20 protein-coding genes are annotated in these 24806 nt (G+C 69.7%); 9 read left to right on the top strand and 11 right to left on the bottom strand.

Going from position 1 to position 24806, the window contains the following annotated elements:
- The first annotated feature begins 199 nt into the window (after positions 1 to 199).
- Positions 200 to 1768: a beta-N-acetylhexosaminidase gene (locus QSJ59_RS10540; RefSeq protein WP_285759054.1), complete on the top strand. Its 1569-nt coding sequence runs from the start codon at positions 200 to 202 to the stop codon at positions 1766 to 1768.
- A 36-nt stretch (positions 1769 to 1804) separates the two neighbouring features.
- On the opposite strand, the gene QSJ59_RS10535 is transcribed toward QSJ59_RS10540, so the two are convergent.
- Positions 1805 to 2665 carry a glycerophosphodiester phosphodiesterase gene (locus tag QSJ59_RS10535; RefSeq protein ID WP_285759052.1) on the bottom strand — a complete coding sequence of 287 codons (861 nt, stop codon included), beginning with the start codon at positions 2663 to 2665 and terminating at the stop codon, positions 1805 to 1807.
- 271 nt (positions 2666 to 2936) lie between these two features.
- Here QSJ59_RS10535 and QSJ59_RS10530 point away from each other — a divergent pair, with 271 nt between their 5' ends.
- A complete protein-coding gene (locus QSJ59_RS10530; protein WP_285759050.1) occupies positions 2937 to 4394 on the top strand; it encodes a hypothetical protein in 1458 nt (485 codons plus the stop codon).
- Between the two features lie 69 nt (positions 4395 to 4463).
- On the opposite strand, the gene fahA is transcribed toward QSJ59_RS10530, so the two are convergent.
- From fahA to QSJ59_RS10505, 5 genes are all read right to left on the bottom strand, one after another.
- Positions 4464 to 5657 (bottom strand): fumarylacetoacetase, encoded by a 1194-nt coding sequence (gene fahA / locus QSJ59_RS10525; protein WP_285759048.1) that lies wholly within the window; start codon positions 5655 to 5657, stop codon positions 4464 to 4466.
- Between the two features lie 135 nt (positions 5658 to 5792).
- Complete coding sequence (locus QSJ59_RS10520) at positions 5793 to 6584, bottom strand: hypothetical protein (protein WP_285759047.1); 792 nt, start codon at positions 6582 to 6584, stop codon at positions 5793 to 5795.
- 72 nt (positions 6585 to 6656) lie between these two features.
- Positions 6657 to 7823: a homogentisate 1,2-dioxygenase gene (locus tag QSJ59_RS10515; RefSeq protein WP_285759045.1), complete on the bottom strand. Its 1167-nt coding sequence runs from the start codon at positions 7821 to 7823 to the stop codon at positions 6657 to 6659.
- Positions 7824 to 7859: 36 nt separating this feature from the next.
- On the bottom strand, positions 7860 to 9578 hold the full coding sequence (locus QSJ59_RS10510) for an FAD-dependent monooxygenase (protein ID WP_285759043.1): 1719 nt from the start codon (positions 9576 to 9578) through the stop codon (positions 7860 to 7862).
- Positions 9579 to 9618: 40 nt separating this feature from the next.
- Entirely contained in the window at positions 9619 to 10578 is a 960-nt protein-coding gene (locus tag QSJ59_RS10505) for an MBL fold metallo-hydrolase (protein ID WP_285759041.1), read from the bottom strand.
- A gap of 177 nt (positions 10579 to 10755) precedes the next feature.
- Here QSJ59_RS10505 and QSJ59_RS10500 point away from each other — a divergent pair, with 177 nt between their 5' ends.
- Entirely contained in the window at positions 10756 to 12534 is a 1779-nt protein-coding gene (locus tag QSJ59_RS10500) for a gamma-glutamyltransferase family protein (protein WP_285759554.1), read from the top strand.
- Positions 12535 to 12680: 146 nt separating this feature from the next.
- Entirely contained in the window at positions 12681 to 13406 is a 726-nt protein-coding gene (locus QSJ59_RS10495; protein WP_285759039.1) for an IclR family transcriptional regulator, read from the top strand.
- Between the two features lie 312 nt (positions 13407 to 13718).
- Here QSJ59_RS10495 and QSJ59_RS10490 read toward each other — a convergent pair whose 3' ends face one another.
- Positions 13719 to 14909, bottom strand: coding sequence for a C40 family peptidase (locus tag QSJ59_RS10490; RefSeq protein ID WP_285759038.1), 1191 nt, complete (start codon positions 14907 to 14909; stop codon positions 13719 to 13721).
- A gap of 113 nt (positions 14910 to 15022) precedes the next feature.
- Positions 15023 to 16726 (bottom strand): bifunctional 3'-5' exonuclease/DNA polymerase, encoded by a 1704-nt coding sequence (locus QSJ59_RS10485; RefSeq protein ID WP_285759037.1) that lies wholly within the window; start codon positions 16724 to 16726, stop codon positions 15023 to 15025.
- A gap of 80 nt (positions 16727 to 16806) precedes the next feature.
- Between QSJ59_RS10485 and QSJ59_RS10480 the strand changes: the two genes are divergently transcribed.
- Entirely contained in the window at positions 16807 to 17565 is a 759-nt protein-coding gene (locus QSJ59_RS10480) for an MBL fold metallo-hydrolase (RefSeq protein WP_285759036.1), read from the top strand.
- Positions 17566 to 17630: 65 nt separating this feature from the next.
- Here QSJ59_RS10480 and QSJ59_RS10475 read toward each other — a convergent pair whose 3' ends face one another.
- Positions 17631 to 18536, bottom strand: a complete 906-nt coding sequence (locus QSJ59_RS10475; protein WP_285759034.1) for a 2-hydroxyacid dehydrogenase — start codon at positions 18534 to 18536, stop codon at positions 17631 to 17633.
- A 215-nt stretch (positions 18537 to 18751) separates the two neighbouring features.
- Here QSJ59_RS10475 and QSJ59_RS10470 point away from each other — a divergent pair, with 215 nt between their 5' ends.
- Positions 18752 to 19657: a diacylglycerol/lipid kinase family protein gene (locus QSJ59_RS10470; RefSeq protein WP_285759032.1), complete on the top strand. Its 906-nt coding sequence runs from the start codon at positions 18752 to 18754 to the stop codon at positions 19655 to 19657.
- On the opposite strand, the gene QSJ59_RS10465 is transcribed toward QSJ59_RS10470, so the two are convergent.
- Together QSJ59_RS10465 and QSJ59_RS10460 are read right to left on the bottom strand one after the other, a co-directional pair.
- Positions 19654 to 20496, bottom strand: a complete 843-nt coding sequence (locus QSJ59_RS10465; RefSeq protein ID WP_285759030.1) for a TrmH family RNA methyltransferase — start codon at positions 20494 to 20496, stop codon at positions 19654 to 19656. The two genes, QSJ59_RS10470 and QSJ59_RS10465, sit on opposite strands and share 4 nt — an antisense overlap.
- Positions 20497 to 20531: 35 nt before the next feature.
- A complete protein-coding gene (locus tag QSJ59_RS10460; RefSeq protein ID WP_285759028.1) occupies positions 20532 to 21038 on the bottom strand; it encodes a hypothetical protein in 507 nt (168 codons plus the stop codon).
- Between the two features lie 566 nt (positions 21039 to 21604).
- Here QSJ59_RS10460 and QSJ59_RS10455 point away from each other — a divergent pair.
- From QSJ59_RS10455 to QSJ59_RS10445, 3 genes are all read left to right on the top strand, one after another.
- The gene (locus tag QSJ59_RS10455) at positions 21605 to 23380 is read left to right on the top strand and encodes a substrate-binding and VWA domain-containing protein (protein WP_285759026.1); all 1776 of its coding nucleotides are present in this window, start codon (positions 21605 to 21607) and stop codon (positions 23378 to 23380) included.
- A gap of 195 nt (positions 23381 to 23575) precedes the next feature.
- A complete protein-coding gene (locus tag QSJ59_RS10450) occupies positions 23576 to 24229 on the top strand; it encodes a hypothetical protein (RefSeq protein ID WP_285759025.1) in 654 nt (217 codons plus the stop codon).
- Positions 24230 to 24300: 71 nt separating this feature from the next.
- Positions 24301 to 24806, top strand: a 506-nt coding sequence (locus QSJ59_RS10445) for a DUF2510 domain-containing protein (protein WP_285759023.1), incomplete at its 3' end; no start/stop codon positions are given.

The following is a 24806-nucleotide window of genomic DNA, read 5'->3' as shown; positions in this document are numbered from 1 at the left end:
GACTGAGATCTACATCACACAACCCTGTGTCACTCCCCTAAAGCAATAGGCAACCGGACCGAATCGCGACCGTTGCGCCCGGACCACCGGCACAGCAGGTCGAGCGACCCCACGATCGAACTGTAAAGAAGGTGTCCTTTTATCGTCGGCCGTGACAGCATTGTCGCGACCGTGGCCTGGACCGCTAGGAGCCCCTTCCGTGCCTGTGCACTCACTGGTGCCGCGCCCCGCCGAACTCGTCGTGACCGACGAGCCCGGGCTGGCCCTCACCCCTGACACCCGCATCGCCGCCGACGACGCCTCGGCGGGCGCCGCGGCCTGGCTGCGCACCGAACTCGGGGCCGCGACCGGGCTGGGCCTCGCCCCCGGAACCGAGGGCCCCCGGATCGAGTTGCGGGTGGACGCCCGCTCCGGGCTCGCCGCCGAGGGGTACCGGCTGAGCGTGGACGCCGAACGCGCGCTGGTGGTCGGCAACGACGCGGCCGGAGTGTTCTACGGCGCGCAGACGCTGCGCCAGCTGCTTCCTCCGGCCGCCTACCGGCGCTCCCCGACGGACACCGGCTGGACGTTGCCCGCCGTACACGTCACCGACCAGCCGCGCTTCCGGTGGCGCGGATGCATGATCGACGTGGCCCGGCACTTCCTGCCCAAACGGGAAGTGCTGCGCCTCATCGACCTGTTCGCCCTGCACAAGCTCAACGTGTTGCACCTGCACCTGACCGATGACCAGGGCTGGCGCGTGGAGATCAAGCGCTACCCGAAACTGACCGAGGTCGCCTCCTGGCGGCGGGAGAGCCAGGTCGGGGCGGCCGGGCCCAAGGCGTTCGACAAAAGGCCGCACGGCGGGTTCTACACCCAGGACGACATCCGCGAGATCGTCGCCTATGCCGCCGCCCGGCACATCACAGTGGTCCCGGAGGTGGACGTCCCAGGCCACTCCCAGGCCGCCATCGCCGCCTATCCCGAGCTCGGCGAAGGCGAACGCCTCGAAGTCGGACGCGAGTGGGGGGTCATCGAGAACGTCCTGAACGTCTCCGACACGACGCTGGAGTTCTACCGCAACGTCTTCGACGAGTTGCTGGAGCTGTTCCCCAGCCGCTACGTCTGTGTGGGCGGCGACGAGTGCCCCAAGGGGCAGTGGCAAGCCAGCGAGTCGGCGCAGGAGCGGATCTCGGCGGAAGGACTCTCGGACGAGGACGGGTTGCAGAGCTGGTTCATCCGGCACTTCGACGAATACCTGACCGGCCGGGGCCGACGCCTGCTGGGCTGGGACGAGATCCTTGAGGGCGGGTTGGCCCCGGGGGCGACGGTGCTCTCCTGGCGGGGCACCGAAGGCGGTATCGCCGCCGCGCGGGCCGGACACGACGTGGTGATGTGCCCGACCCGGACCTCCTACCTCGACTACCGCCAGTCCGACTCGCCCGACGAGCCGATCCCGGTGGGGACCGTCTTGACGCTGGCCGATGTCTACGCCGTCGAGCCGGTCCCGGTGGAGCTCTCCCCGACCGAAGCGGAACACGTCCTGGGCGCCCAGGTGAACGTGTGGACCGAGCACATGGACTCCCCGCGCACGGTGGACTTCATGGTCTTCCCACGACTGTCGGCGTTCGCCGAGACGGTGTGGTCGGCGCAGAAACGCGATTTCGCGGAGTTCCTGCCCCGCTTGCAGGGGCACCTGGACCGACTGGACGCCATCGGCGTGGAGTACCGGCCCTTGGAGGGCCCGCTGCCCTGGCAGCGGCGCCCCGGGATTCCCGGCCGGGACTAGCCCTCCCACGACCGGGGCCGCTCGGAGCGGCCCCGGTCAGCCGCTCTCCCCGATCACTTTGAGCAGCACGTCGGGCCGGTCGCTGATGATCCCGTCGACCCCTTTCGCGATCGCGGACCGCATCTGCGCCGGCTCGTTGACGGTGTAGACGAATACCTCCACCCCCTCGTCGTGCACGGCCCGCACGTACGCGGCGTCGATGGAGGTGTGGTTGGGGTTGATCTGGTCGACCCAGGTCGCGTAGTCCGCGATCTGCTCCCGAGGCACCTTCCCCAGGACACCGTGCGCGACCCCCGGCAGCAGGGTGTGCGAAAGATACGTGGCCTCGTGGTCGAAGCTCTGCACCACGAGGCGTCCGCGGGCCGTGGCCCCGGGCCCCGTCCACCACTGCTCACTGCGCAGCAGCTTGGCGACCTGCTCGGTCATCCCCGGATAACTGGCGGGGGACTTGAGTTCCAGGAGCAGGCTCAACCGGTGACGACGCAGCCGCTCCAGGCCCTGTTTGAGGGTGGGGACGCGCTCACCCGCGTAGGCGGGATCGAACCAGGCCCCGGCGTCGAGGCGGCGGATCTGGGCGAGGGTGAAGTCGGAGACCCGGTAGGAGGACCGGCCGGGAAAGACCTTCTTGACATCGGTGGTGCGCACAAGCGTCGTGTCGTGGACGAGCACGAGTGCACCGTCCTTGGTCTGCTGGACATCCAGCTCGACCGTTCGGGCTCCGCGGGCCCGGGCCTCGTCGATGGCGGCGATGGTGTTCTCGGGGGCGTAGGCGGACGCCCCCCGGTGGGCAACGGCCACCACCTCCCCGCCGAGACGGAGTGCGGCTGCTTCAGCGGGGGCGGTTCCAGCAAGGGTGATAGCGAAAACAGCGGCGGCCACACACAAACGCGTGAACATTGCGCTCCTCGATAGTCACGACCGGCGTCACGTCAGGCTCAACGATCGTGACTGTTGGTTACGAATACTTCCCCACGAGGAGAGCATCCGATGTCGAAAACACGAAGAACCACACCTCCACCCAACTCAATCCGCGCACTTCCTTTAAGCGACACGGGCGACCTACTGTCATCAATTGGTCACTTCGTGTGAGATTTTTGGGTCAGGTGGCACCTAAAACCACAGAGGGTCCCATCTTGAATACCCAGAGTAGTCCCAGGAGAGGTCGAAGATGCGCAAGCCCCAGAGGTGGACCGCGCTGGCGGGCGCGGCCACTGTTTCCCTGGCCGCGTTCGGCGCCGCAGGCAATACTGCGGCGGCCGGCGACCAGCCGCCGCACTTGCCCTGGCCAGTCGTCCAACAGAAAGCATCGTCCTACTCGCTCGACGGGTTCGACGTGAACTACCTGCCCCCGGGACTGGACCGGTACGGCATCAGTGCCGAGAGCTCGACCGACCGCCGGGGCAACCGGACCTCGCACGTCTCCTGGGTCCAGGGGCCGGGCGTCGTCTACGGCAAAGTGACCGTGGTCCGAGACGACAAGCTCACCGAACTCGACAAGGTGCGCGACGCGCGCTACTCGCACCTGGCACCCCAACACCTGGAGAAAACCGCCGTCAACGGCCGGGACGCCTACGTCTCAGAGGCCACCGGGGACGCATTCTGGCTGGACCGCGAGGGGGTCGCGGTCACACTCTTCCTCCAGCCCGAGCGGTGGAAGCGCGCCGAGCTGACCGCGATGGCCGAGGGCGTGACCGCGCGGGAAAGCGGCAGCACCGCCACTCCCGTCGACATCTTCCCGGGCCTCATCCCTCCGTTCACGCTCCCGTTCGAATTCGGCCAGCCGACTCCTTCGGCGGCTCCTTCCACTCTTCCCTCCGCGGTGCCCTCGGCACGGCCGTCCGCGGGGCCGGGCGACGGGCAGTCCGAGAAGCCGGCCGAACCCGCGCAACCGCCGGGTGCCCAGCAGCCCGTCCAGCAGAAGCCCGCCGAGCCTGCTGTGCCGGCGGAACCTGCCGAGCCGGCCACGCCGGCCGAACCCGTCGAGGCCACTGCGCCGAAACCCCCGGCCGAGGCTCCTGCGGCACCGGCCGCACCCGTCGCCAAACCGCCCTTGGAGCCTCCGGTCGTCCCGCCGGGCAATACGGGGGCACCGGTGGCCAAGCCGTCCCCGGCCGCTCCCGCTCCGAGCGGGCCGGGCGCCCAGCCGTCGCGAGGACCCTCCACGCAGCCTCAGAAGGACGGGGAGAAAGAACTCTCGGAAGCGATGATCGCCGAGATCTCCAGCTGCCTGATCAGTGGGGTGAGCCCGTCCGAGGAGACCACCGAGGACGAGACGGACGACCCGGGTGGTGTCTCCAGCGTGGTGACCTCCAGCGGGGCGACCATCCCCGGGTGGGACACACAGACGTGGCTGCGGACCGACGAGTCGGCGCGCACCGCGGCGGTGACCGAGTGCGCCGCGGCCTTCGACGTACAGAAGTGGCAGATCGACGAGATGGTGCTGAACCTGAGCGGGGAGGACACGAAGGAGCCCGCGGCGAGCCCCTCCCCATCGACCAAGGCCAGCAGGCCCGAGGCGAACGCACCGCAGGACAAGCCGGAAGCGAACAAGCCGGAGGCGAGCGGCAAACCGGCCGCGGAACCGCAGCAGGGCCGGGGACTGTGGGACCTCCTGCCGTGGCTGTGACCGGGTGACCCGAGAAATCAGCAGGGCCCCGTCGCGACAGCCGGCGGGGCCCTCGTTCTCGGGGCGGGTTCAGAGTGCGGCCCGGACGGTCCCGGTAACCTCCCCCAGACTGATGGTCGCCCCGGCCATACCCGCAGCGCGAGCGGTGACGGTGACGGTGTCACCGTCCTCCAGGAAGGTGCGCGTACTCCCGTCGCCCAGGGTGATCGGCTCGCTGCCGCCCCAGGTGAGCTCCAGGAGGGAACCCCGCTGGTCCTTCCGGGGACCGGAGACCGTTCCCGAGGCGTAGAGGTCGCCGGTGCGCAGCGCGGCGCCGTTGCTGGTGAGGTGGGCCAGCATCTGATCGGCCGTCCAGTACATCGCGCCGAAAGGCGGGCGCGACACCACCTGCCCGTTGAGCCGCACCTCCATGGTGATGTCGAGCCCCCAGTCCGCGAGCCGACGCAAGTGCGGCAGAGGCGCGGGATCCTGTTCCCGACCCGCGCAACGGGCCGCCCCCAAAGCGTCCAGGGGAACCACCCACTGCGAGACCGACGTGGCGAAGGACTTGCCCAGGAACGGTCCCAGCGGGGCGTACTCCCACGCCTGGATGTCGCGGGCACTCCAGTCGTTGACGAGGACGACGCCGAACACGTGCTCGGCGAAGTCGGAGACCGAGACCGACCGCCCCAAAGCGGTCCTGGTGCCCACCACGAACCCGAGTTCGGCCTCGATGTCGAGGCGGGTGCTGGGCCCGAACACCGGTTCCTTTGCGCCGGGAGGCAGCCGTTGGCCGGAAGGCCGGACGATGTCGGTTCCGGAGGCGACCACGGTGCCGGATCGGCCGTGGTAGGCGACCGGAAGGTGACGCCAGTTGGGTTTCAGCGGCTCGTCACCGGGGCGAAAGATCGCCCCGACGTTGGAGGCGTGCTCCAGTGAACAGTAGAAGTCGACGTAGTCGGCGACCTCGAACGGCGGACGCAGCACGGTTTCGCCGAGGGGAACGAGATTCGGTTCGGCCACGGCCCGGCCCTGTTCGGCGGTGAGCATCCCCGCGACCTTGGCCCGGGTGGCCAGCCACACCGTGGAACCACGGGCCATGAACGGATTGAGGGATGCGGCGAAGAACTCGGAATCGCCCAGCGCCCCGGCGAGGTCGAGGACGTAGTCACCGATACGCACCCCCACCCGGGGCGGGGCACCCGCACGGGAGAACACCCCGTAGGGCAGGTTGTCGGCGCCGAAACCCGACGCGTCGGCTCCGGGAACCCAACTGTTCGTCACGATTCTCCTTGGTAGTCGTTGCGGCCGGCCGCTCCGCGGGCCGCCGGGAGCCCGCGCTCGCCGACCGCGGGTCAGCCCAGTCTGCTGGGTCGGGCATGCCGGCTGGACGGCGGACCGGCGACCGCCGGCTTCCGGTCACCGGGGCGGATCGAGGAGGCCGAGTTCGCGGGCATCGGTCACCGGATCGCGCGTACTGCACGAGCCGTACCCGATGAACAGTTCCCGGACCTCGACGGCAGTGTCCTCGTCCAGTGCCAGGACCCGCTCGGCGAGAGCAGCGGGGTCATCGCGGAGCAGTTCCCGGCGGGCCCCCTCCTCGCCTTCCCCGACCAGCACCGCGGCAGTGGCCGACAGCAGGTTGAGGTAGCCGTGGTGCACGAACCCGGTCGAGGGATCGGTGTGGCGTACAGCGTGGTGCAACCCCGCGGTGGCTTTGAACGGCACCCCGTGTTCGGCGCACGCGCCGATGAACGCGGCGAGCTCCGTAGCGCCGGGGAACAGGTCGGCGCGTGCTCCGCCGCACCGGACCTTGGCCCGCAGACCGGCGGCGCCGGCCAGCCCCGCGAGGTTGCCGCGGCCCTCCGGTCCCCGGTCGAACTCGAAATAGACCGGGAGCCGCACCCGGCCCTCTCCTGGCGTGCCCCGCCCGTCGGCACCGGTACGCACGAGGGGACGGAGCGCCTTGCCGATGCCGGCTCCGGGGGCCCTGACCTCGTAGTGCGTGACCCGAACCCGGGAATCGGCGACGGCGACCCCGCCGAGCAGCGCCTGCTCGGTGTCCAGGATCAGCCCGACGTCCACCTGTTCCCCGGGCCCGAGTCCCGCGCACAACTCGTCCCACCGGCTCACCGGGCACAGAAAACGCCCGGTGAGCATGGGGTCGGCCACGATGCGGTCCGCCCGGTGGCGTGCCAACGCCTGCCCCATAGGCAGTGCGGTGGGGGGGGAACAGGCCCGCGTCGTCGACGAGGCCGCGCAACAGGACGGCGGTTCCTGCCATCAGCGGGCCCAGCTCCAGGCGTAACCGGGGTCCTCGCACTCAAGCGCCGCCGGACCGAGGTCGAGTGGCCGGAAGGTATCGATCATCACGGCCATCTCCGTCGTCCGGGCGGCGCCCAGCGCGGCTTCGACCGCACCCGGCTGCGGGCCGTGGGTGAACCCGGCGGGGTGCAGGGACACCGATCCGACGTCGATTCCCGAGCCCTTGCGGGCCGCGTAGTCCCCGCCGACGTAGTACATGAACTCGTCGGAGTCCACGTTGTGGTGGTTGTAGGGGATGGGGACCGCATCGGGGTGGAAGTCGAGTGGGCGTGGGCAGAACGAGCACACCACGAACCCCGGCCCCTCGAAGGTCTGGTGGACCGTCGGCGGCGCGTGCGTCTTCTTCACCACGGGCTCGAAGTCGTTGATGTTGAAGGCGTAGGGATAGAGGTAGCCGTCCCAGCCGACCACGTCGAAGGGATGGTGGGCGAACGTCAGCCGGGTGAGGCCGCCGCGGGTCCGGACCAGTACCGGGGTGGGGGCCACCGCCTCGTCACCCTCCACCACCAACGGTTCCACCGGGCCGCGTAGATCCCGCTCGCAGTAAGGCGCGTGCTCCAGGAGCTGACCGTTGGCGGAGAGGTAGCGCTTGGGCGGCCGGACGTGCCCTGCCGCCTCGATGACCAGCGCGGTGACCGTTTCGCGGGGGACCCAGCGGTGAATGGTTCCGGTGGGGATGACGACGTAGTCGCCCTCGACCGCATCGATCACACCATAGGTCGACTCGAACCGGGCCGCCCCCGACTGGACGTACACGGTCTCGTCGCCCATCGAGTTACGGTACAGCTCGCTCGGTTGACCGGTGGTGGCCAGACAGATGCGCACGTCGGCGTTGGCCGCGAGCAGGCGCCTCCCTGTCACCAGGTCCCCTCCCGCAGGCAGGTCCCCGGTACGAAAGTGCCGCGGGGACAGCGGCAGGTTGGGCTGTGCCGCCCCGTCCCCGGCCTCGGCAACCGGTTCGGCGCCGACGATGGCGGTGGGGAGATGGCGATGATAGAGCAGTGAGGAGTCCGAGGAGAAGCCTTCTTCTCCCATCAGCTCTTCGGCGTAGACACCACCGTCGGGTTTGCGGAAGACGATGTGGCGTTTGCGGGGGATCTCCCCGACCGCGCGGTAGTAGGGCATCGGACGCTCCTTTCGTCAGTGCCGTCGAACGGCACCTCAGTGCTCCACGGGGGCAGGGGCCTGCCCTGCCGAACGCTCTCCGGTTCCGGGCCGCGGCGGGCCCTCGGGCGGGTCCCCGCACACTCGCCGCAGAGCCGCACGGACCGCGGCGCCGTCACCGGCCGGCAGCACCGCGCACAGGTGCGCGTCGGGACGGACCAGGTGGGCGGTACTGCCGTCGCAGCGCAACGCCGCGGCGAGGGTGCCGGTGGGGTCGATGTCGTCCAGAACGAAGATGCGCACCGCAACGGGCAGTCCGACTCCCACGTCGGCGAGTGCGCGGGCTTGGTCCGCACGGGCCACGATGACGGTGAGGCCCGGCCCGAGCACGCTGCGCATCCGAACCGGCTCGGTCTCTCCCGACGGGAAGTAGGGACCGTCGGGGCATATCACTCCTGGAACGGGCGGGTGCTGACCGCCGGTCGCCATCGGAGCGGACGGCACCGCAGGCGGGGTGATCAGCGGCGATCGGGGGTACCAGTAGGGCTCGGCCAGTCGCCCGGAGTCGATGCGATCGCGCGCAGCGGGATCGGTCACGGCCAGTTCCAGTGTCGTTCGCCGCAACCGGGCCTGCTGCTCGTCCTGCGGTACGAGGAAACGCATGGTGGCGCCGGTGACCCGCAGATTCTCCTGGGCGGCGGCCCAGCGCTCGATGTGGTAGCTCTCCAACAGGGCATCGGCCGGGCCGGGGCGTGCTCCACGGGCTGCGGCGATCTTCCATCCGGCGTTCTCGGCGTCGTGGATGCCGGAGTTGAGGCCGCGTGCCCCGAACGGCGCGTAGAGGTGGGCGGCGTCCCCGACGAGCAGCACCCGTCCCGAACGCATACGTTCGGCGCAGCGCTCGTGGAACCGGTAGACCGAGGACCATACGAGATCGTAGGGCCGGTCCCCCACGATCGTGCGGATCCGCTGGTCGAGGGCTCCGCTGTCGCGCTCGGCATCGAGATCGTAGTCCGCGGGCACCTGCCAGTCGATACGCCATGTCGAGTCGGGGCACTGGTGCACGAGGACCTGGCGTCCTGGGTTCCACTCGGGGTCGAAATAGAACCGGCGTTCGTTGGGAAACGGCAGCCCGGCGCGGATATCGCAGATGAGGAATCGGTCGTCGAAGGAGCCACCGGGAAAGCCGACCCCCAGGAGCTTGCGCACGTCGCCGCCCGCCCCGTCCGCTCCCACCAGGTGGGTGCCGTGGGCGAGCCGGGCGCCGCCGCCACCGGTGGTGCGCACGGTCACTCCGCGGGTGTCCTGGTCGACCGCGGTGACGCGGTGGTCGTAGTGGACCGTGACCAGTGGCTGCACCGCTGCCGCGCGCAGCAGTTCCTGTTCGACCCTGGCCTGGGAGATGTTGATCCACGGCGGCAGCGGGGCCGGAAGGCCGGCGCGCGCCGGCGCGCCGGGGAAGGCGACCGTGCGGACCTCGCGCCCGCGGTAGTAGGTGCGCGCGGTCGTCCACGTGGTGCCCTCGGCGAGCAGTGGTTCTGCCACCCCCAGGCGGGCGAGGACGTCGAGGACGTCGCGTTGGAAGCAGATCGCCTTGGAACCGCTGCGGACGGCGTGCTCGGCGTCGGGTTCGGCGCGGGCCTCGAAGACGGTGCTGGGCACACCGAACCGGGCGAGGGTCAAGGCAGTGGCCAGTCCGACCGGGCCGGCACCGCTGATGAGGACGGGCGGACGACGGGACCGGTGAGAAGCGGGGGCGGGCACGGCGGGGGTCATGGTTCCTCCCGTTCGGTCGCTGGACAGCGGGCGGTCACCGTCATCCCTGCAACTGCTCCCACACCTCCCGGTCGCGTTCGGCGGTCCAGATCGTGGGCCGCTCCTGCCCCTCGTACTCCTCCCACAAGCGGGCCACGTCGAAGGGAAGGCAGTGCTCGAAGATGGGCCATCCGCCGAAACGCGGAGCGAGCGCGGCGTGAGCGGCGGTGAACGCCTCCTTGAGGGTGCCCCCGCGCCGATGCACGCCACCGACCTGCTCGCGCATGGTGTCCAGGAAACCGCGGGTCTGGGCGATGGCCGCGTCCACGGCCGCACGCCCCCTGACGACCGGGCCGCGGCCCCCGATCAGTGCCTCGGCCTCGAAGGCGGCGACCCGGTCGAGGGTGGCCCCGGCCCAGTCGTGGTGGAAGGCGTCACCGGTGTAGAGCGCGGCCTCGGCCTCGACGAGATCACCGGCGAAGAGGATGCGGTGGCGGGGAAGCCAAGCGACGACGTCCCCCTCGGTGTGGCCCCGGCCGCAGTACTGCAGGACCAGGTCGCCGCGATCGCCGCCCAGATCGATGGTGAGGCGGTCGTCGAAGGTGACGTCGGGGTGGGTCGTGCCGGGAATGGAGGAGGGGTCCTTGAACAGCCGCGGCATGCGCCCGTACTCGCTGTCCCAGTCCTGTTTGCCGCGCTCGTCGATGAGCAGGCGGGTGTTGTCGTGGGCGATGACGACGTCGGCGTCGAAGGCACTGGCCCCCAGGACGCGGACCGCGTGGTAGTGGGAGAGCACCAGGTAGCGGATGGGTTTGTCGGTGTGCTCGCGCAGTTTGGCCAGCCAGTCCCGGGCTGCGGCAGGAGTGGCCAGTGCCTCGAAGCAGACCAGGAAGTCCTCCCCCTCGACGGCTCCGACGTTGGGGTCCCCCTCTGCGGTGAGCGTGTACACGCCTTCGGCGAGGACCTCCAGGGTCTGCTGCTTGTCTTCCAGATCGGCTGAACTCGCGAACGGCTTACCCATGTGCGGCCACCCTTAGATCGGATATCGAACACATCATTCTTATTTAGAACGATCATAGATGTGACATGGAACACCGACAAGGGGGTGTCGGCGGGGTTGCCGCGCCCGCGGCACGGTTGCGTAACCTGGCCGCTCGCCCACGAGAAACGCCCGTCCCCGCACCCCCTGGAGGCGTCCATGCCCGGATTCACCACCCGACCGGAGCTGCGCGGCAGGTTCGGCATGGTCGCCAGCACACACTGGCTGGCGAGTTCGGTGGGAATGGCCGCATTGGAGCGGGGCGGAAACGCCTTCGACGCGGCAGTGGCCGCCGGCTTCACCCTGCAGGTGGTCGAACCGCACCTGAACGGCCCGGGCGGTGAAGTGCCCGTCCTCTTCCACAAGGCCGGGGAGTCTCCCCAGGTGCTGTGCGGCCAGGGACCGGCTCCGGCAGCGGCCGTCCCGGCCGCCTTCGACGGGCTGGATCGCATCCCCGGCAGCGGTGTACTGGCCGCGTGCGTGCCCGGCGCGTTCGACGCATGGATGCTCCTGTTGCGCGACTACGGCACGATGCGGCTGGAAGACGTCCTGGAACCGGCGATCGGCTACGCCGCACACGGCTTCCCCGTTCTCGCGCAGATCTCGGCGAAGATCAACGAGCTGTCGGAGGTGTTCACCCGCTGGTGGCCCGGATCGGCCCGGCTGTACCTGCGGGACGGCCGGGCCCCCGCCCCCGGGACCTGGCAGACCAACCCCGTACTGGCCGCGACCTATCGCAGGATCGCGAGCGAGGCGCGGTCGGCGGCGCGGACCCGGGAAGGGCAGATCGACGCGGCCCGCCGGATCTGGCGCGAGGGCTTCGTGGCAGAGGCGATCACCGGTTTTCTCTCCGCCCCCGTACCCGACGCTTCGGGGATACCGCGCCGCGCCCTGCTCACCGGAGCCGACCTGGCCCAATGGCGGGCCGGCTACGAAGAGACCACCCGCGTGCAGCACAACGGGCTGACGGTGCACAAGACCGGACCGTGGGGGCAGGGGCCGGTGTTCCTTCAACAACTCACACTGGCCGAGGCGCTGGAAACCGGCAAGGCGGACGTACTCTCGCCCGAGTTCGCCCACCTTGTCACCGAGGCCGCCAAGCTGGCCTTCGCCGACCGGGAGGCGTGGTACGGCGACCCCGCTTTCACCGACGTACCGCTCGCAACGCTGCTGAGCACCGAGTACGCCGAGCAACGGGCCACCCTGGTGGGCGAGACCGCATCGCTGGAACTGCGCCCGGGGTCCCCCGATGGGCGGGTGCCGTACCTGCCCGAGCGCTACCTGAGCGGCAGTACCGCGGCGATCGACCGCGCCGGCGGCGAGCCGACGCTCGGGGCGACCGGCGAGCACCGCGGCGACACCTGCCACGTCGACGTGGTCGACCGAAACGGCAACCTCGTCTCGGCCACCCCGAGCGGCGGATGGCTGGCCAGTTCCCCTGTGATCGAGGAACTGGGCTTTCCCCTGGGGACCCGGGCGCAGATGTTCTGGCTGGACCCCCGTTCGCCCAGCGTGGTGGCACCGGGAAAACGACCGCGCAGTACGCTGACGCCCACCCTGGTCACCCGGGAGGGAGAGGGTGTGCTCGCACTGGGAACCCCGGGCGGCGACCAGCAGGATCAATGGTCACTGACGTTCTTCCTGCGTCTGGCGCACGGGGGCATGGACCTGCAGGAGGCGATCGACGCTCCCATGTTCCACACCAACGCCTTCCCCAGTTCCTTCCACCCGCGCGAGACCGTGCCGGGCGAGATGGTGGCGGAGTCGAGGATGGGGACCCAGGAGATCGCCGAGCTGCGCCGCCGCGGCCACCGAGTAGTCGAGTCGGGCCCCTGGTCACTGGGCCGGCTCAGTGCCGTGCGCCGCGACCCCGATACCGGTGCGCTCTCCGCGGCGGCGAATCCGCGGGGTTCGCAGGGGTACGCGGTGGGTCGATAGGCTGCCCGACAACAGCAGAAAATGTGATTCAGGACACCATGAAACCTTCCGAGGTTCTTGCGCTGTGCGACTATTGATCGCACGACTCGTTAACCGAGCAAGGTTCGCCCCACGGGGACCGGACCAGAGTGCTGAGGAGAACGCGCATGACGGAACCCGCCCCAGGGGGCGACCGTGGTCCGCGGCCGGACTTCCCCGGAACCCGGTCCCAAACGCTCGACCGGGGAATCCGGGTCCTGGAGATTCTGCACGAGGCCGGGGCTCCGATGACCATCGCCGGCCTGGCCGGCGAACTCAAGGTGCACCGATCCATCATCTATCGGATCCTGCGCACGTTGGAGGACCACCGCCTCGTCGGCAGGACCGGCGAAGGCTCCTACGAACTGGGGCTCGGACTCCCCGTCCTGGCCCGTGGCGTCTCCCCCGGTCTGCAGTCGGCGGCACTGCCGGCGATGTCGCTCCTGGCCAACGAAACCGGCAAGACGGCTTTCCTGGTCGTCCCCAGTGGTGGCGAGGCGATCACACTGCTGTCGGTGGAACCCCGCCAGTCCGTTGCCCACATCGCCTACGCACCGGGTATGCGCCACCCCCTGGAACAGGGCGCCCCCGGTATGGCGTTGCTGTCCGCCTGGCCGCCGCGCCAGGGCGAGCGCCCCGAGGTGGCCCGCGCGCGCGAACAGGGGTGGGCCTACTCCCGCAGCGAGGTCCTACCCGGCATGTCGTCGGTAGCGGCTCCGATTACCTCGACGGCGGGTCCGGCCGCCGTGTCGGTGGTTTACCTGGAAGCACCTGCGCTCACCCCCGAGGAACGCGCAGAACTGGGGCTCCGGGTCCGGGCCGCAGCCCGCGAGATCATGCTTGATTTGCCATGAGCTGCCGCTTTTTCGGCTATTTTAAGATCCATAGTGGTGATGCCGACTCGGCCTTGCCAAAAAGACCACTCGCGGCTTATGTTTGCGCATGGGAAACAGCTGTTCCATATACGAAGGCATCGACCGATAATCGAATGAGCCTTACGCAGGGATCGTCCCGCTGAACACCCCCTCCCTCAGCGAGCCACTCCCTGCCTTCCCCTCCTGCCGAGCCAGCCCTCCCCTCCCGGCTGGTCTCAACGCCAGGAGACAGTACGGGGTCGCACCGGCGCGGTGCGGCCCCGTCTCTGTTGCGGCCGGTCGGCCCCGGCGCTAGTCGCCGACGTGGACCCGGACCACACCGGCGAGGTTGCGCAGCCGGACGTCGGTGACCTTCACGACGTCACCGGTGCGCGGCGCCTCGATCATCGTGCCGTCGCCCAGCAGAATCGCCACGTGCGAGATGTAGTCGGGGGCACTGGGGTCGCTGCGCCAGAAGATCAGGTCCCCACGCTTGGCATCGGCGTAGTCGACGTGCTCGCCGGCCCACCACTGGTCGTGGGTGACGCGCGGCACCGCGACCCCCGCTTGGCCGAACGCCCACTGCACCAGGCCGGAACAGTCGAACCCGCCCTCGGGGGTCATCCCTCCCCAGACATAGGGAACACCGAGTTGGGTCCGCGCGGCGGAGATCATGTCCTCGACGATCGCGTCGCCCACCGCGCTGCCGGCGGCGTCAGAGGGACGCGGCTCCGGCTCCTCGGCAAGCAGTTGAAGCCCGGCGTCCTCGCCGAGGACCTTCTCCAGCTCGTCCCTGAGGTCCCACAGGTCGGCATCGGGCGCGGAGACGACCAGTCCGTTCCCGGTGGGGAAGCCGAGCTCTTCAGCGGAATCCCTGGAGATCAGCGCGTCGATACCGGCAACCCCGGAGGTGGCGTGCGTCCACACCTCCTTGTCCACCCGCCCCTTGCCGCCGGCAATGGTGACGGTGCTGCCCAGTTCGAGCTTGCGCTGCTTTCCGACCTCGTCGGACAGCGCGATCCGCCCCTCGGCGATGCCCTGCCAGATCTCATCGGACTTGGCGGACGGCTCGGGGGCGTAGTTGCGGAACGTGGAGGGGTCGACGCCCAGGACCGAGGTCGCCTTGCCGTCGACCTCGACCCGGGCCGCGTCGACGACCTCGACCGCGTCCACTGCTTTCAGCGCGCGCACTTTCGCGACGATCGCGTCGTCCAGGGAATCGGGAGCGGCAACGAAGTATTCGCGCGAACGCGCCTCCGCGAAGTCCTCGACGCGGATGTCGCGCGTGAGCGCGTCCTCGTCGGCGACCGGGGGCGAGGAACGCGGAGCGGGGGTCTGGTCGCGGTCGACTCCCCCACCGGAAGGGACGGAGACGCTGACCGGGGGCCGGTCCGCCACGTTGGGCCGGGGGTCGGCCCAGGCAGGTGCACCGAAAGCACTGAAGGCCACCACGAAGGCCACTGTCGTTCCCGTGCAAACCGTCAGCCGCTGCCGAACCGCCACGGTCTCACCTTTCAGTGGCCTGTTTTGTCGTGTACAACAATGGGGCTTAAGTCCGTTTGTTTCAAGCGTGCTAAGCAAACAAGAATCGACGAGTTGCCCTTGAAAGCCCACGTTCAAGCATCGGCATAACACTCGACCACAGCGATATCCAGCGGAAATCTTACCTCTGTCTTCCCGAAGAGCAACGACCGGGTCTCGGCCTCCGCTTCCTTGAGCAACTCCACGCACTCACCCGCCATCGACACCGGGGCGTGCAGGACCAACTCGTCGTGTTGGAAGAACACCAGTTGCGCCTCACCGTCGTTGCGGGCCGCTGCCGCGAGACGACGCCGGACCCCGGCCAGGAAGACCAGCGCCCACTCCGCTGCGGTCGCCTGGACGACGAAGTTGCGGGTGAAGCGGCCACGATCCCGGACGCTCCGCCGGGTCGCCGCGTCATCCTCCCCGCCGTCCCCGGCGACCGCGCGCCGCCAGGCGGGTGAGGGCGGCGGGCAGGTTCGTCCCAACCAGGAGCGGACCAACCGCCCCTGCTCCCCCTGCCGTGCCGCTGCGTCCACGTAGTCCAGCGCCCGGGGAAACGCCTGCCGCATCGTGCGCAACAACGGTGCGGCGTCCCCGCCGGTCTGGCCGTACATCGCGGAAAGCATGCCGATCTTGGCCCGTTGACGGCCCGCTTCGTCGCCGACGGTGCGCGCGCCGAAGACCGCACCGAGCCGGGCATAGAGATCCTCGCTCCCGGCCGCGGCCGCCAGGGCGCGGTCGCCGGAGACCGCGGCGAGGATTCGGGGCTCCAGCTGCCCGGCGTCGGCGGTGACGAGTGTCCACCCCGGATCGGCGCACACCGCGCGGCGCACGATCTTGGGGATCTGAAGCGCGCCTCCGCCGCGGGTGGCCCATCGACCGGAGACCACGCCGCCGGCCACGTAGTCGGGGCGGAAGCGGCCCTGGCGCACCCAGGCGTCCAGCCAGGTCCAGCCGTTCGCCGAGTACAACCTGGCCAGTTCCTTGTAGCGCAGCAACAGCGGCACGACCGGATGATCGATCCGGCCGATCTCCCAGGAACGGGTCGAGGCCACCGGGTGGCCGATCGCAGCGAACGCCTTGAGCAGTTGGGCGGGCGAGTCCGGGTTCACCTCGCGGCCGAACGCCTCCCCGACGGCACGGGCGAGTTCGGCGAGCACCCGGGGGCGGACTCCCCTTACGGGACGCGGGCCGAGCTGAGCGGTGAGGACCTCGTCGTGGACCTCGGCGCGCCACGGGACACCGTCGTGCGCCATCTCCACAGCGGCGAGCGCACCAGCGGACTCCACCGCGGCCAGGAGGGCGAACTTCTCCGGCTCGGGCAGCCGACCGATCCGGCGCTGCTGGTCAGCGTGCACCTGGACCAGCGCATCGAGCTGATCGGTGCCGGAGGGCAGGGTGGACCGGTCCACCGAGAAAAGAGCCAGCGGGGGTTCGGCCCCCGTGCCCGAACGGGTGGGAGGATCGGGGGGAACCTCCAGACCGCGCAATCGGGCCCAGGCAGCGCCCAGCGACCTGGCCTCGCCGAATCTGCCGTGGTAGCCCAACAGCAGTGTCTCGACGAGGCCGATGTCGTGGCAGCGCCCCACCCGCGACGCCCGTTCGACCAGCGGCGGATAGACCTCGTCGGTCGCCGCCCACACCCAGCGGGGCGCTGGACCGGACGCGCGCTCGTAGTCGGCGACGGTACCGACGAGGTCGGCGACCTCTCGGACCGGACCGACGGAGCCTCCGTCGGAGCTGATCTCCTGCAACCGGCCCCCACCCTCGAAGTCGGGGACCACCGCGATGCGCATGCCCCCAGTCTGCTGTGCGCCGGTGACAATCGCCCGGTCGGATCGCAGGCCGCCACACGCGCGGATGCCAGGATGGCGTCATGCTGAGCGAGATCGCACCCGGTGTGCTGGTGGGCACCTCCCCGTGGTGCCGGACGAATTCGACAGTGATCGTCTCCGGGAACGAGTGCCTGGTGGTGGACCCCGGGGTCGCGGTGGCCGAGATAGTGGCACTGGGCGTTGCGGTGCGCGGACACGGGCTGACGGTAACCGCGGGCTTCTCCACACACGCGCACTGGGACCACGTGCTCTGGCACTCCGACCTGGGAGAGGTCCCACGGTACGCGACCGCGCGGGCCGTGGAAGCCGCACACACCAACCGCGCGGAACTGCTCGCCGAACTGGCGGCGGACGCGCCGGGCCATGACCTGCGGCTGGTGGGCGCGCTCACCCCACTGCCCGAAGGGGCCGACCGCCTTCCCTGGCCGGGCACGGAGGCGGTCGTCGTGGCTCATGACGGGCACTCCGCCGGACACGCCGCACTGTTTCTCCCCGATACGGGGGTGCTGATCTGCGGGGACATGTGCTCCGACATCGAGATCCCCTTGCTGGACCTGACCGGGGCCGACCCGCTCGGCGACTACTCGGCCGGCCTGGACCGGCTGGCCGCACTGCCGGTGCGCCACGTGGTGTGCGGCCACGGATCGGTGGGAGACGCCACGGCGTTCCACGAGCGGGTGGCGGCGGACCGCCGTTACCTCGACGGGCTACGGCGCAACAGCCCTTGCGCGGACGCGCGACTGACGGAGCCCTGGCTCGTCCGGGAGAGCGAGAAGCAACGGGCCCGGCTGCACCCCTGAGCACAGATCCCCCGTCCCGACGGTCAGGACCGCGGGTGAGGAGAGCGCCCCTCGACGACGCGACGTCACCCGTGGTCGAGGGCCACCCGGTTGAGCAGTGGCTCGCCGACGGACCACCGGCGCAACTGCTCGTCCACGAAACGCCTCGCCCGGGGATAGAAGGTCGCGGAGCCGCCGGCCACGTGCGGGGTGAGGTAGACGCCCGGGGCATCCCACAGGGGGTGGCCCGGGGGAAGCGGCTCGGGGTCGGTGACGTCCAGCGCGGCGCGGATCCGACCGTTCTCGGCCAGCAGCGCGGCGGTGTCCAGGACCGGACCGCGGCCGACGTTGACCACGAGTGCGTCATCGCGCAGCAACGCGAGCTCGGCCGCTCCGACGAGTCCTTCGGTGGCCGGTGTGTGCGGCGCGACGATCACCACGACATCGGCCTCGGGCAACAGCCCGTGCAACGCGTCGATGCCGTACACGTCGGCGTCGGGGCGGGGCCGGCGGGCAAGGCGGACCACATCGGTCTCGAAGGGCAGCAGCCTGGCCTCGATCGCCTCCCCGATGCTGCCGTACCCAACGATCAGCACCCGGGAATCGGCGAGCGAGCGGGTGTAGTGCGGGTCCCAGGAGTGCCGGGACTGCTCGGCCGCCCACAGCGGAAGCTCCCGCTGGGCCGCCAGGATCAGGCCGAGTGCGTGCTCGGCCGTGCTGGCGTCGTGCAGGCCGCGACCGTTGTACAGGGAGGCCCCCTCGGGCAACGCGTTCACCGCGTGCTCGTAGCCGGCGGTGAGCAGTTGCGCGGCACGCAACCGGGGCATCCGCCGCATCAGGTCCACCGGCTCGGCCCCGTAGGGCAACACGTAGAAGACGACGTCGTCGAGATCCACGGGAGGTTCGGCGCTTCCGTCGTAGACCTCGACCCGCAGTCCGTCGGGAGCGTTGTCCCGGTTCTGCGTCCACGGAACCAGCACCCGTCCGGTCACGCCGCACCCACCTCGTTCTCCGACTCACCCACGCTTGGACCACGATCGGACCGAAACTACCAGCAGGGAACGCGTCCGTTCCTGCTCGGGCGTGTGATCCGCCCGCTCCGGGGGAGTATGAGGAAGTCCAGGGGAACGCCGTCCCACGCGAAGCGTGTCCGTCTCCCCTCAACCGGCCTCCGCCGGCTCACTTTCGCACCCCGAGGAACGACCTCATGCTCGTAATCAGCAACTCCAAGGCAGGAACGAACGAGGACACCCAACTGCGCATCGCGGTGGGCGAGCTCACGATCGCCGGAGCAGAAGCGGTGGAGGTCGCCTACTCGAGCGACGCCAAGGAGCTCGAAGAGGTGCTGGACGGCGGGCACGAGACACTTCTGGTAGCGGGCGGCGACGGCAGTCTGCACGCCCTGGCCAACGCCCTCTACCGCCGCGGCGAGCTGGGCGAACGCACCGTTGGACTGTTGCCTCTGGGGACCGGCAACGATTTCGCGCGCGGCTTGGGAATCCCGCTCGACCCGGTGGGCGCGGCCCGGGCGTTCCTCGCCGGGACGCCGACCCCCCTGGACCTGTTCGTGGACGACACCGGAGAGGTGACCGTCAACGCGGTGCACGTGGGGATAGGCGCGGACTCCACCAAAGAAGCAGCGAAGTGGAAAAAGGTCCTCGGCCCGGTCAGTTTCCCGGTGGGCGGGCTGATCGCGGGGTGGGCGGCGCAGGGCTACCGCATGATGGTGGAAGCCGACGACGAGTTGGTGATCGGCCCGCGCCACAAGGTCCTCATGGCGGGGCTGGCCAACGGCCGGTTCATCGGCGGCGGTTCGGGGACGCTCGATCCCGACGCGCGGGCCGACAACGGAACGATCAACCTGGTGGTCTCGCGCTCGCGCGGGTTCTGGCGACGGGCCGCACACGCGGTGCGGCTCCACCGGGGCACCCACCCCATGGAGATCGACGTCTACCGGCGCCAGGCCCGCAGCGTCACACTCGTCTGCGAATCGGTGACGGCCAGCAACGACGGTGAGCTCTTCGAGAACGTCACCGCACGCAGTTGGCATGTGCTGCCCGGCGCATGGACGTTCGTCGTCCCCTCCGGCGCACCGCACGGTTCCTCTGTCTAGACCGTCCCCGCGTCCGCACGATCCACCGAGTGCCCCCGCACCATCTCGTAACAGGCGATGGCCGCGGCCGCGGTGACGTTGAGGGAGTCGACGTCACGCTGGACCATCGGAATGCGCACACGGACGTCGGCCTGTTCCATCCAGCGGGAGGAAAGCCCGTCGCCCTCGGTTCCCAGCAGCAGGGCGTGCCGGTCGCCGTCGGCGGCGGCCAGTGCATCGGCGAGCAGGACGGAGCCGGGGGCGGGCGTCATCGCCAACAGCTGGAACCCGCGTTCGCGCAGATCCGCAAGACCGCCGTACCAATCGTGCAGCCTCGTGTAGGGCAGGGTGAAGACGGCTCCCATGGAGACCTTCACCGAACGCCGGTAGAGGGGATCGGCGCAACGGGGCGCGAGCACGATGGCATCGATCCCCAGTCCGGCAGCGCTGCGAAAGATCGCCCCGACATTGGTGTGGTCGACGATGTCCTCCAACACCACCACACGACGGGCACCGTCGAGTACCTGGTCCATCCCCGGGAGGGGTTTGCGCTCGAAGGAAGCGAGAGCGCCGCGGTGAAGGTCGAAACCGACCAGCGCCTCGGCGACCTCCTCGGCGACGACGTAGACCGGAGCCGTCATCTGTTCGACCAGGTCGGCCAGAGCGGCACGGCGACGGGGAGTCAGCAGGAACGAGCGCGGGCGGTATCCGGCGCGCAGGGCGCGACGCACGACCTTCTCCCCCTCGGCCATGAAGAGGCCGTGCTCGGACTCCAGGCTCTTACGAAGGTTGACGTCGCGCAGTCGGACGTAGTCGGCAAGCCGTTCGTCGGCTGCGTCTGGGACCTCGATGACGTTCACCGCCCCATTCTCGCCGACTCCGGCGGAGCGCCGCGCTACTCGGGGCGGTCGGTCAGCGCGGTGAGCCGCTGCCAGCGGGCCTCGTGGCAGGAGCCCTCACGGGTCACCTCCGTGGCGATCTCCACGCCTTCCCAGGTCCCGGTGATGGTGGCATGCTCGGCACCGTAAACAACGTCGGTGCAGATGGAACCGCTGGAGACCTCCTCGAAGGGCCCCGCCGGGTCTTCCTGTTCCGCGGCCTGGGCGAGCTCTCCGCAGGAGGCGGGGTCGCTGAGGGGATCACCGAAACAGCTGAGCGTCCGCTCGTAGCTGTCCTCACCGTCGACCACCTCTACGCTGAGGAAGGCCACCGGGGCGGGAGGAAGGTCGGTGAGACCACTGATGGTGTGCAGCTCCTGTGCTTCGGGCATGGTCTCGGGGAGACCCACCAGAGAGGTCCCCACAACAGCGGTGTAGGCAACCGCGCCTCCGAGGCAGAGTGATCCGAGCACCACGGTGCCGATCGTGCCGAGGAAGCCTCGACGGGGGTTCAGCTTGGACATGGCCGCCGCTCTACGAAGTCAGATGATCGCGGAGAACGTCGACGGGGATCCCCGTCCGTTCTCCGATCCCGCGACCCCCGGCACGCCCCGGTGCGACGGGTCGTCCGGCCGCCCCCGCGGCACGTCGACAACGACCACACATCCGGCACGCGCGTTCCAGAAACAACTGGCGCGAGCGGCGACATTCTAGCGGCGTTGCCCGACAGCGGCACCTTGAGATCAAGCCGGCCGGACGGGGACGACACCCGAGCCGTCCGACGCACTCCCCCGCTCCGTCGCAGCCAGGACGACGTCCGCGAAACGACGCGGCCCGACCGGAGGACGGCGGCGGACCCCACCCGCAGATCACAATCGAATCACGAGAAGAGGGGGGGTCGGGCTCTCCCCGCCGCGCTCACCCTCCTCCCCGACCCCATCGGCACGTCACCCGTCCCACGTCCGCGCCCCGTCCGGGTCTTCCCCCCAAGGGATCCGAACCCGCCTTTCGGCCCTTCCACGCGGATGCGGGCGTGGGTACCGTTCCATCCCACACCAATGGATACCTAACTTCCCCCAGTGAGGACATCTTGGGACGCCACCGCGAAAACGGCGACGACGACGCCTACGATCCCCGCCCTCGTTCGAGCAGGAAGCGACGCAATCGCGGCAGGGGTCGCGCGTTCGTCGCACTCGCGGGTGCCGTCGCGATCCTCCTCGGCCTCGGGGTGACCGGCTGGTTCGTCTTCGGCGGTCAGGACGGGTGCCGCGGTCAGGAGCTACCGGTCGGTGTCGCGGCCTCCCCCGAGATCGCCCCTGTCCTCACCGAACTCGCCGGGACCTTCAACGGGGAGAAGCGCGTCGTGGACGGCCGTTGTGTGCGCGTCGACGTGCGCGGCATCGACTCGGCCAACGTCGCCTACGGGATCACCGGTGCCGGGCCGACCATTGGCGACACCGACTCCGATGTGTGGATCCCCGACTCCAACCTGTGGCCCAGGATCGCCAAGCGCGACGCAGGCAGCACCACCTTGACCGACACCGGGACATCGGTCGCCCGTTCGCCCCTGGTGCTGACGATGCCGGCCGAGGCCGCGGCCGACGCGGAGGAGGCGGGAGAAGCCTTCTCGTGGCAGACCCTGGTTCCGACGGCAGCCCCCGGCTCCGGGAAGACCCCCGCCTATCGGGTGCGCCTGGTGGACCCCGGGCGCAGCGCGTCCGGATTGGCCACACTCGCGTTGATCAGCGACGCGATCGGCAGTGACGAGGCCAGCAAGCCCAAACTCATCGCCGCGCTGCAAAATCTCCAGCAGACCGTCTCCATCGACGAGGAGAGCGCCTTCAACACGCTCAGCGACAGCGAGGAAGAGGGCCCCGATCCGGTGCTGGTCCTGAGCGAACAGGCGGCCTGGCGCTACAACGTCGAACACGCCGACGCCCCGGTCCGGGTCAACTACCCCGAGAGCGGGACCTACGTCCTCGACTACCCCTATGTGGTCCGCTCCGGCGACGCGCTCACCCTGCGCGCCATCGAACTCTTCCGCGAATCGCTCGTGACGGACGAAGCACACGCGGCGATCCGCGCCGAAGGGTTCCGCTCGCCCGACGGTGGCGCCGACTCCGGGACTCTCCACCCCGATGCCGGCTTCCAAGCCGAGGCCCCCGACAGCCTGCCCGCTCCCAGCGACACGGCCCTGGGGTCGCTGACCTCGTCATGGAACCAGCTCAAACTCAGCACCCGGCTGCTGACGCTGGTCGACGTGTCCGGTTCGATGGCCGAACCCGTCCCGGGCACCGGGCTGAACCGTATGGAGGTGACCACCAAGGCCGCGGCCCAAGGGCTCAGCCTGTTCCAACCGGATTCCGAAATCGGGGTATGGGAGTTCTCGGTCCGGATCAACAACGACCTGGACTACCGGGAAACCGTTCCGATCAGGCCGCTCTCGGCCGAAGTCGGCGAGCAGACCCAGAAGGAAGCCCTTGCCAAGGCGTTGGACCGGATCACCCCCGAACCCGATGGGGACACCGGACTCTACGACTCGATCCTGGCCGCGCACCGGGAGATGTCGCGTACCTACAAGCCCGACCGGGTGAACACGATCCTGGTGCTGAGCGACGGAAACAACGACGACGACAACAGCATCTCCCTGAACGAGCTGCTGAGCACCCTGGAAGCGGAGTTCATGGAGGACCGTCCGGTAGCCGTCGTCTCGATCTCCTTCGGGCCGGGCCTGGACCCGAAACCCCTCCAGAAGATCGCCGCGGCGACCAACGGCGCGGCCTACTTCACGAACGACCCCACCGAAATCGGGGACATCTTCCTCCAGTCCTTCGCCCTGCGGATCGGAGGCGAGGAGACGCCCTGACCCCATTGCGCGCCGGGGGACGACGAATGGCCGGATCCGGCCGCGGGTACTGGGCGAAGAGGCAATCAGCCATACCGGACAGATAGATCATACTTGCCCATCGAGTGCCGCCTATGGACTTACCCGACTTATTCGCGTACGCAAAAGGGTGCGGTGCGGAACAGGAACTTGGGAACTCGCTGAGAGGTGGCCGCTGTGGCCAACGCGTGGATGCCTGGTGTCGAACGGGCGGACGGCACGATCACTGGAGGCCGCCTGCACGGCGGCGCGCCGAGAGCCGTCTGGCACACAACCGAATCGGACCCGAAAGAACTGTCCGCGAGAGCAATCGCCCGAGAGTTGGGCGACGACGAGCGAGCCGCTCACCTGGTCTGGAATCCCGTCAACGGTGAGATCGTGCAACTGCTTCCCGCGACGGCCGCGGCGACCAGGCGCCCTCAGGGCACCGCAACCGACTGGGCCCAGGAAGGACGCGTCTGCGTGCGGGTGCTGGTCCTGGGACATTCTGCCTTCCCCTTCACGAACGGCCCGCTCATCGGCCTGGATCGTATTCTCGAATGGCTCGACTCCTGGGGCGTCCCGCGCCACTGGCCGGCCGGGTCCCCGATCCCCCGGCCCGCTTCGCTCCCTCGTCCGAGAAGCGTGCGGCTGTGGGCCCAGGGAGGGCATTTCGGCCAGTCGCAGGTTCCCGGCTCAAAGGCGGACGGGCCGGGGGCCATCGACATCGAGCGGATGCGCGGTGCGGCGATCCCCCGGCCCCGCCCGGAACAGGCCCCGAGCACCTCGCCCCAACCGGTCTGGCGCAGCCACAACGGCACGCGTCCACATGCGACGACCAGCCCGTCCTGATCGGACGTCACGGTCGAGGCGATCCTGCCCCGAGGTCCTTTTGGGACCGAAAACCGTTTAGTCTGTCGCGCATGGGTGGATCGATCGAACCAGGCTGGTATGCGGACCCCGAGGGAGCGAAGGATCAGCTCCGCTGGTGGGACGGCGGTGACTGGACGCAGCACGTCCGCTCGCTGGCCGAACTCAGCGGCGAACCCGGCTCCCCCGCACCGGGGGACCGCCAGGGCGAATCCGACATCGAGGCCACAACCGACCTGAGCGGGCTCCTCGGCCGTGTTCCGGCCGAGGAGTCCCCCGACGGCGCGACCGTCAACCTGGGCACCGGCCCCGCAACCACCGACCTGGACGACGAACCCACTGCGGACCTCAGCGACCACGCGGCCCCCGACGGCGCGACCGTCAACCTGGGCACCGGCCCCGCAACCACCGACCTGGACGACGAACCCACCGCGGACCTCAGCGACCACGCGGCCCCCGACGGCGCGACCGTCAACCTGGGCACCGGCCCCGCAACCACCGACCTGGACGACGAACCCACCGCGGACCTCAGCGACCACGCGGCCCCCGACGGCGCGAC

It is taken from the genome of Nocardiopsis ansamitocini, assembly GCF_030268225.1.
GTDB lineage: Bacteria > Actinomycetota > Actinomycetes > Streptosporangiales > Streptosporangiaceae > Nocardiopsis_D > Nocardiopsis_D ansamitocini.
The sequence above is the reverse complement of the archived record's forward strand: the minus strand, read 5'-3'. Positions and strand labels throughout refer to the sequence as shown.

Bases quoted from the DNA above. Each gene is read 5' to 3' on its own strand.
- QSJ59_RS10535 (WP_285759052.1), bottom strand. From the start codon at position 2,665: ATGTTCACGCGTTTGTGTGTGGCCGCCGCTGTTTTCGCTATCACCCTT.
- QSJ59_RS10530 (WP_285759050.1), top strand. From the start codon at position 2,937: ATGCGCAAGCCCCAGAGGTGGACCGCGCTGGCGGGCGCGGCCACTGTT.
- QSJ59_RS10520 (WP_285759047.1), bottom strand. From the start codon at position 6,584: ATGGGGCAGGCGTTGGCACGCCACCGGGCGGACCGCATCGTGGCCGAC.
- QSJ59_RS10515 (WP_285759045.1), bottom strand. From the start codon at position 7,823: ATGCCCTACTACCGCGCGGTCGGGGAGATCCCCCGCAAACGCCACATC.
- QSJ59_RS10510 (WP_285759043.1), bottom strand. From the start codon at position 9,578: ATGACCCCCGCCGTGCCCGCCCCCGCTTCTCACCGGTCCCGTCGTCCG.
- QSJ59_RS10505 (WP_285759041.1), bottom strand. From the start codon at position 10,578: ATGGGTAAGCCGTTCGCGAGTTCAGCCGATCTGGAAGACAAGCAGCAG.
- QSJ59_RS10500 (WP_285759554.1), top strand. From the start codon at position 10,756: ATGCCCGGATTCACCACCCGACCGGAGCTGCGCGGCAGGTTCGGCATG.
- QSJ59_RS10495 (WP_285759039.1), top strand. From the start codon at position 12,681: ATGACGGAACCCGCCCCAGGGGGCGACCGTGGTCCGCGGCCGGACTTC.
- QSJ59_RS10485 (WP_285759037.1), bottom strand. From the start codon at position 16,726: ATGCGCATCGCGGTGGTCCCCGACTTCGAGGGTGGGGGCCGGTTGCAG.
- QSJ59_RS10480 (WP_285759036.1), top strand. From the start codon at position 16,807: ATGCTGAGCGAGATCGCACCCGGTGTGCTGGTGGGCACCTCCCCGTGG.
- QSJ59_RS10470 (WP_285759032.1), top strand. From the start codon at position 18,752: ATGCTCGTAATCAGCAACTCCAAGGCAGGAACGAACGAGGACACCCAA.
- QSJ59_RS10460 (WP_285759028.1), bottom strand. From the start codon at position 21,038: ATGTCCAAGCTGAACCCCCGTCGAGGCTTCCTCGGCACGATCGGCACC.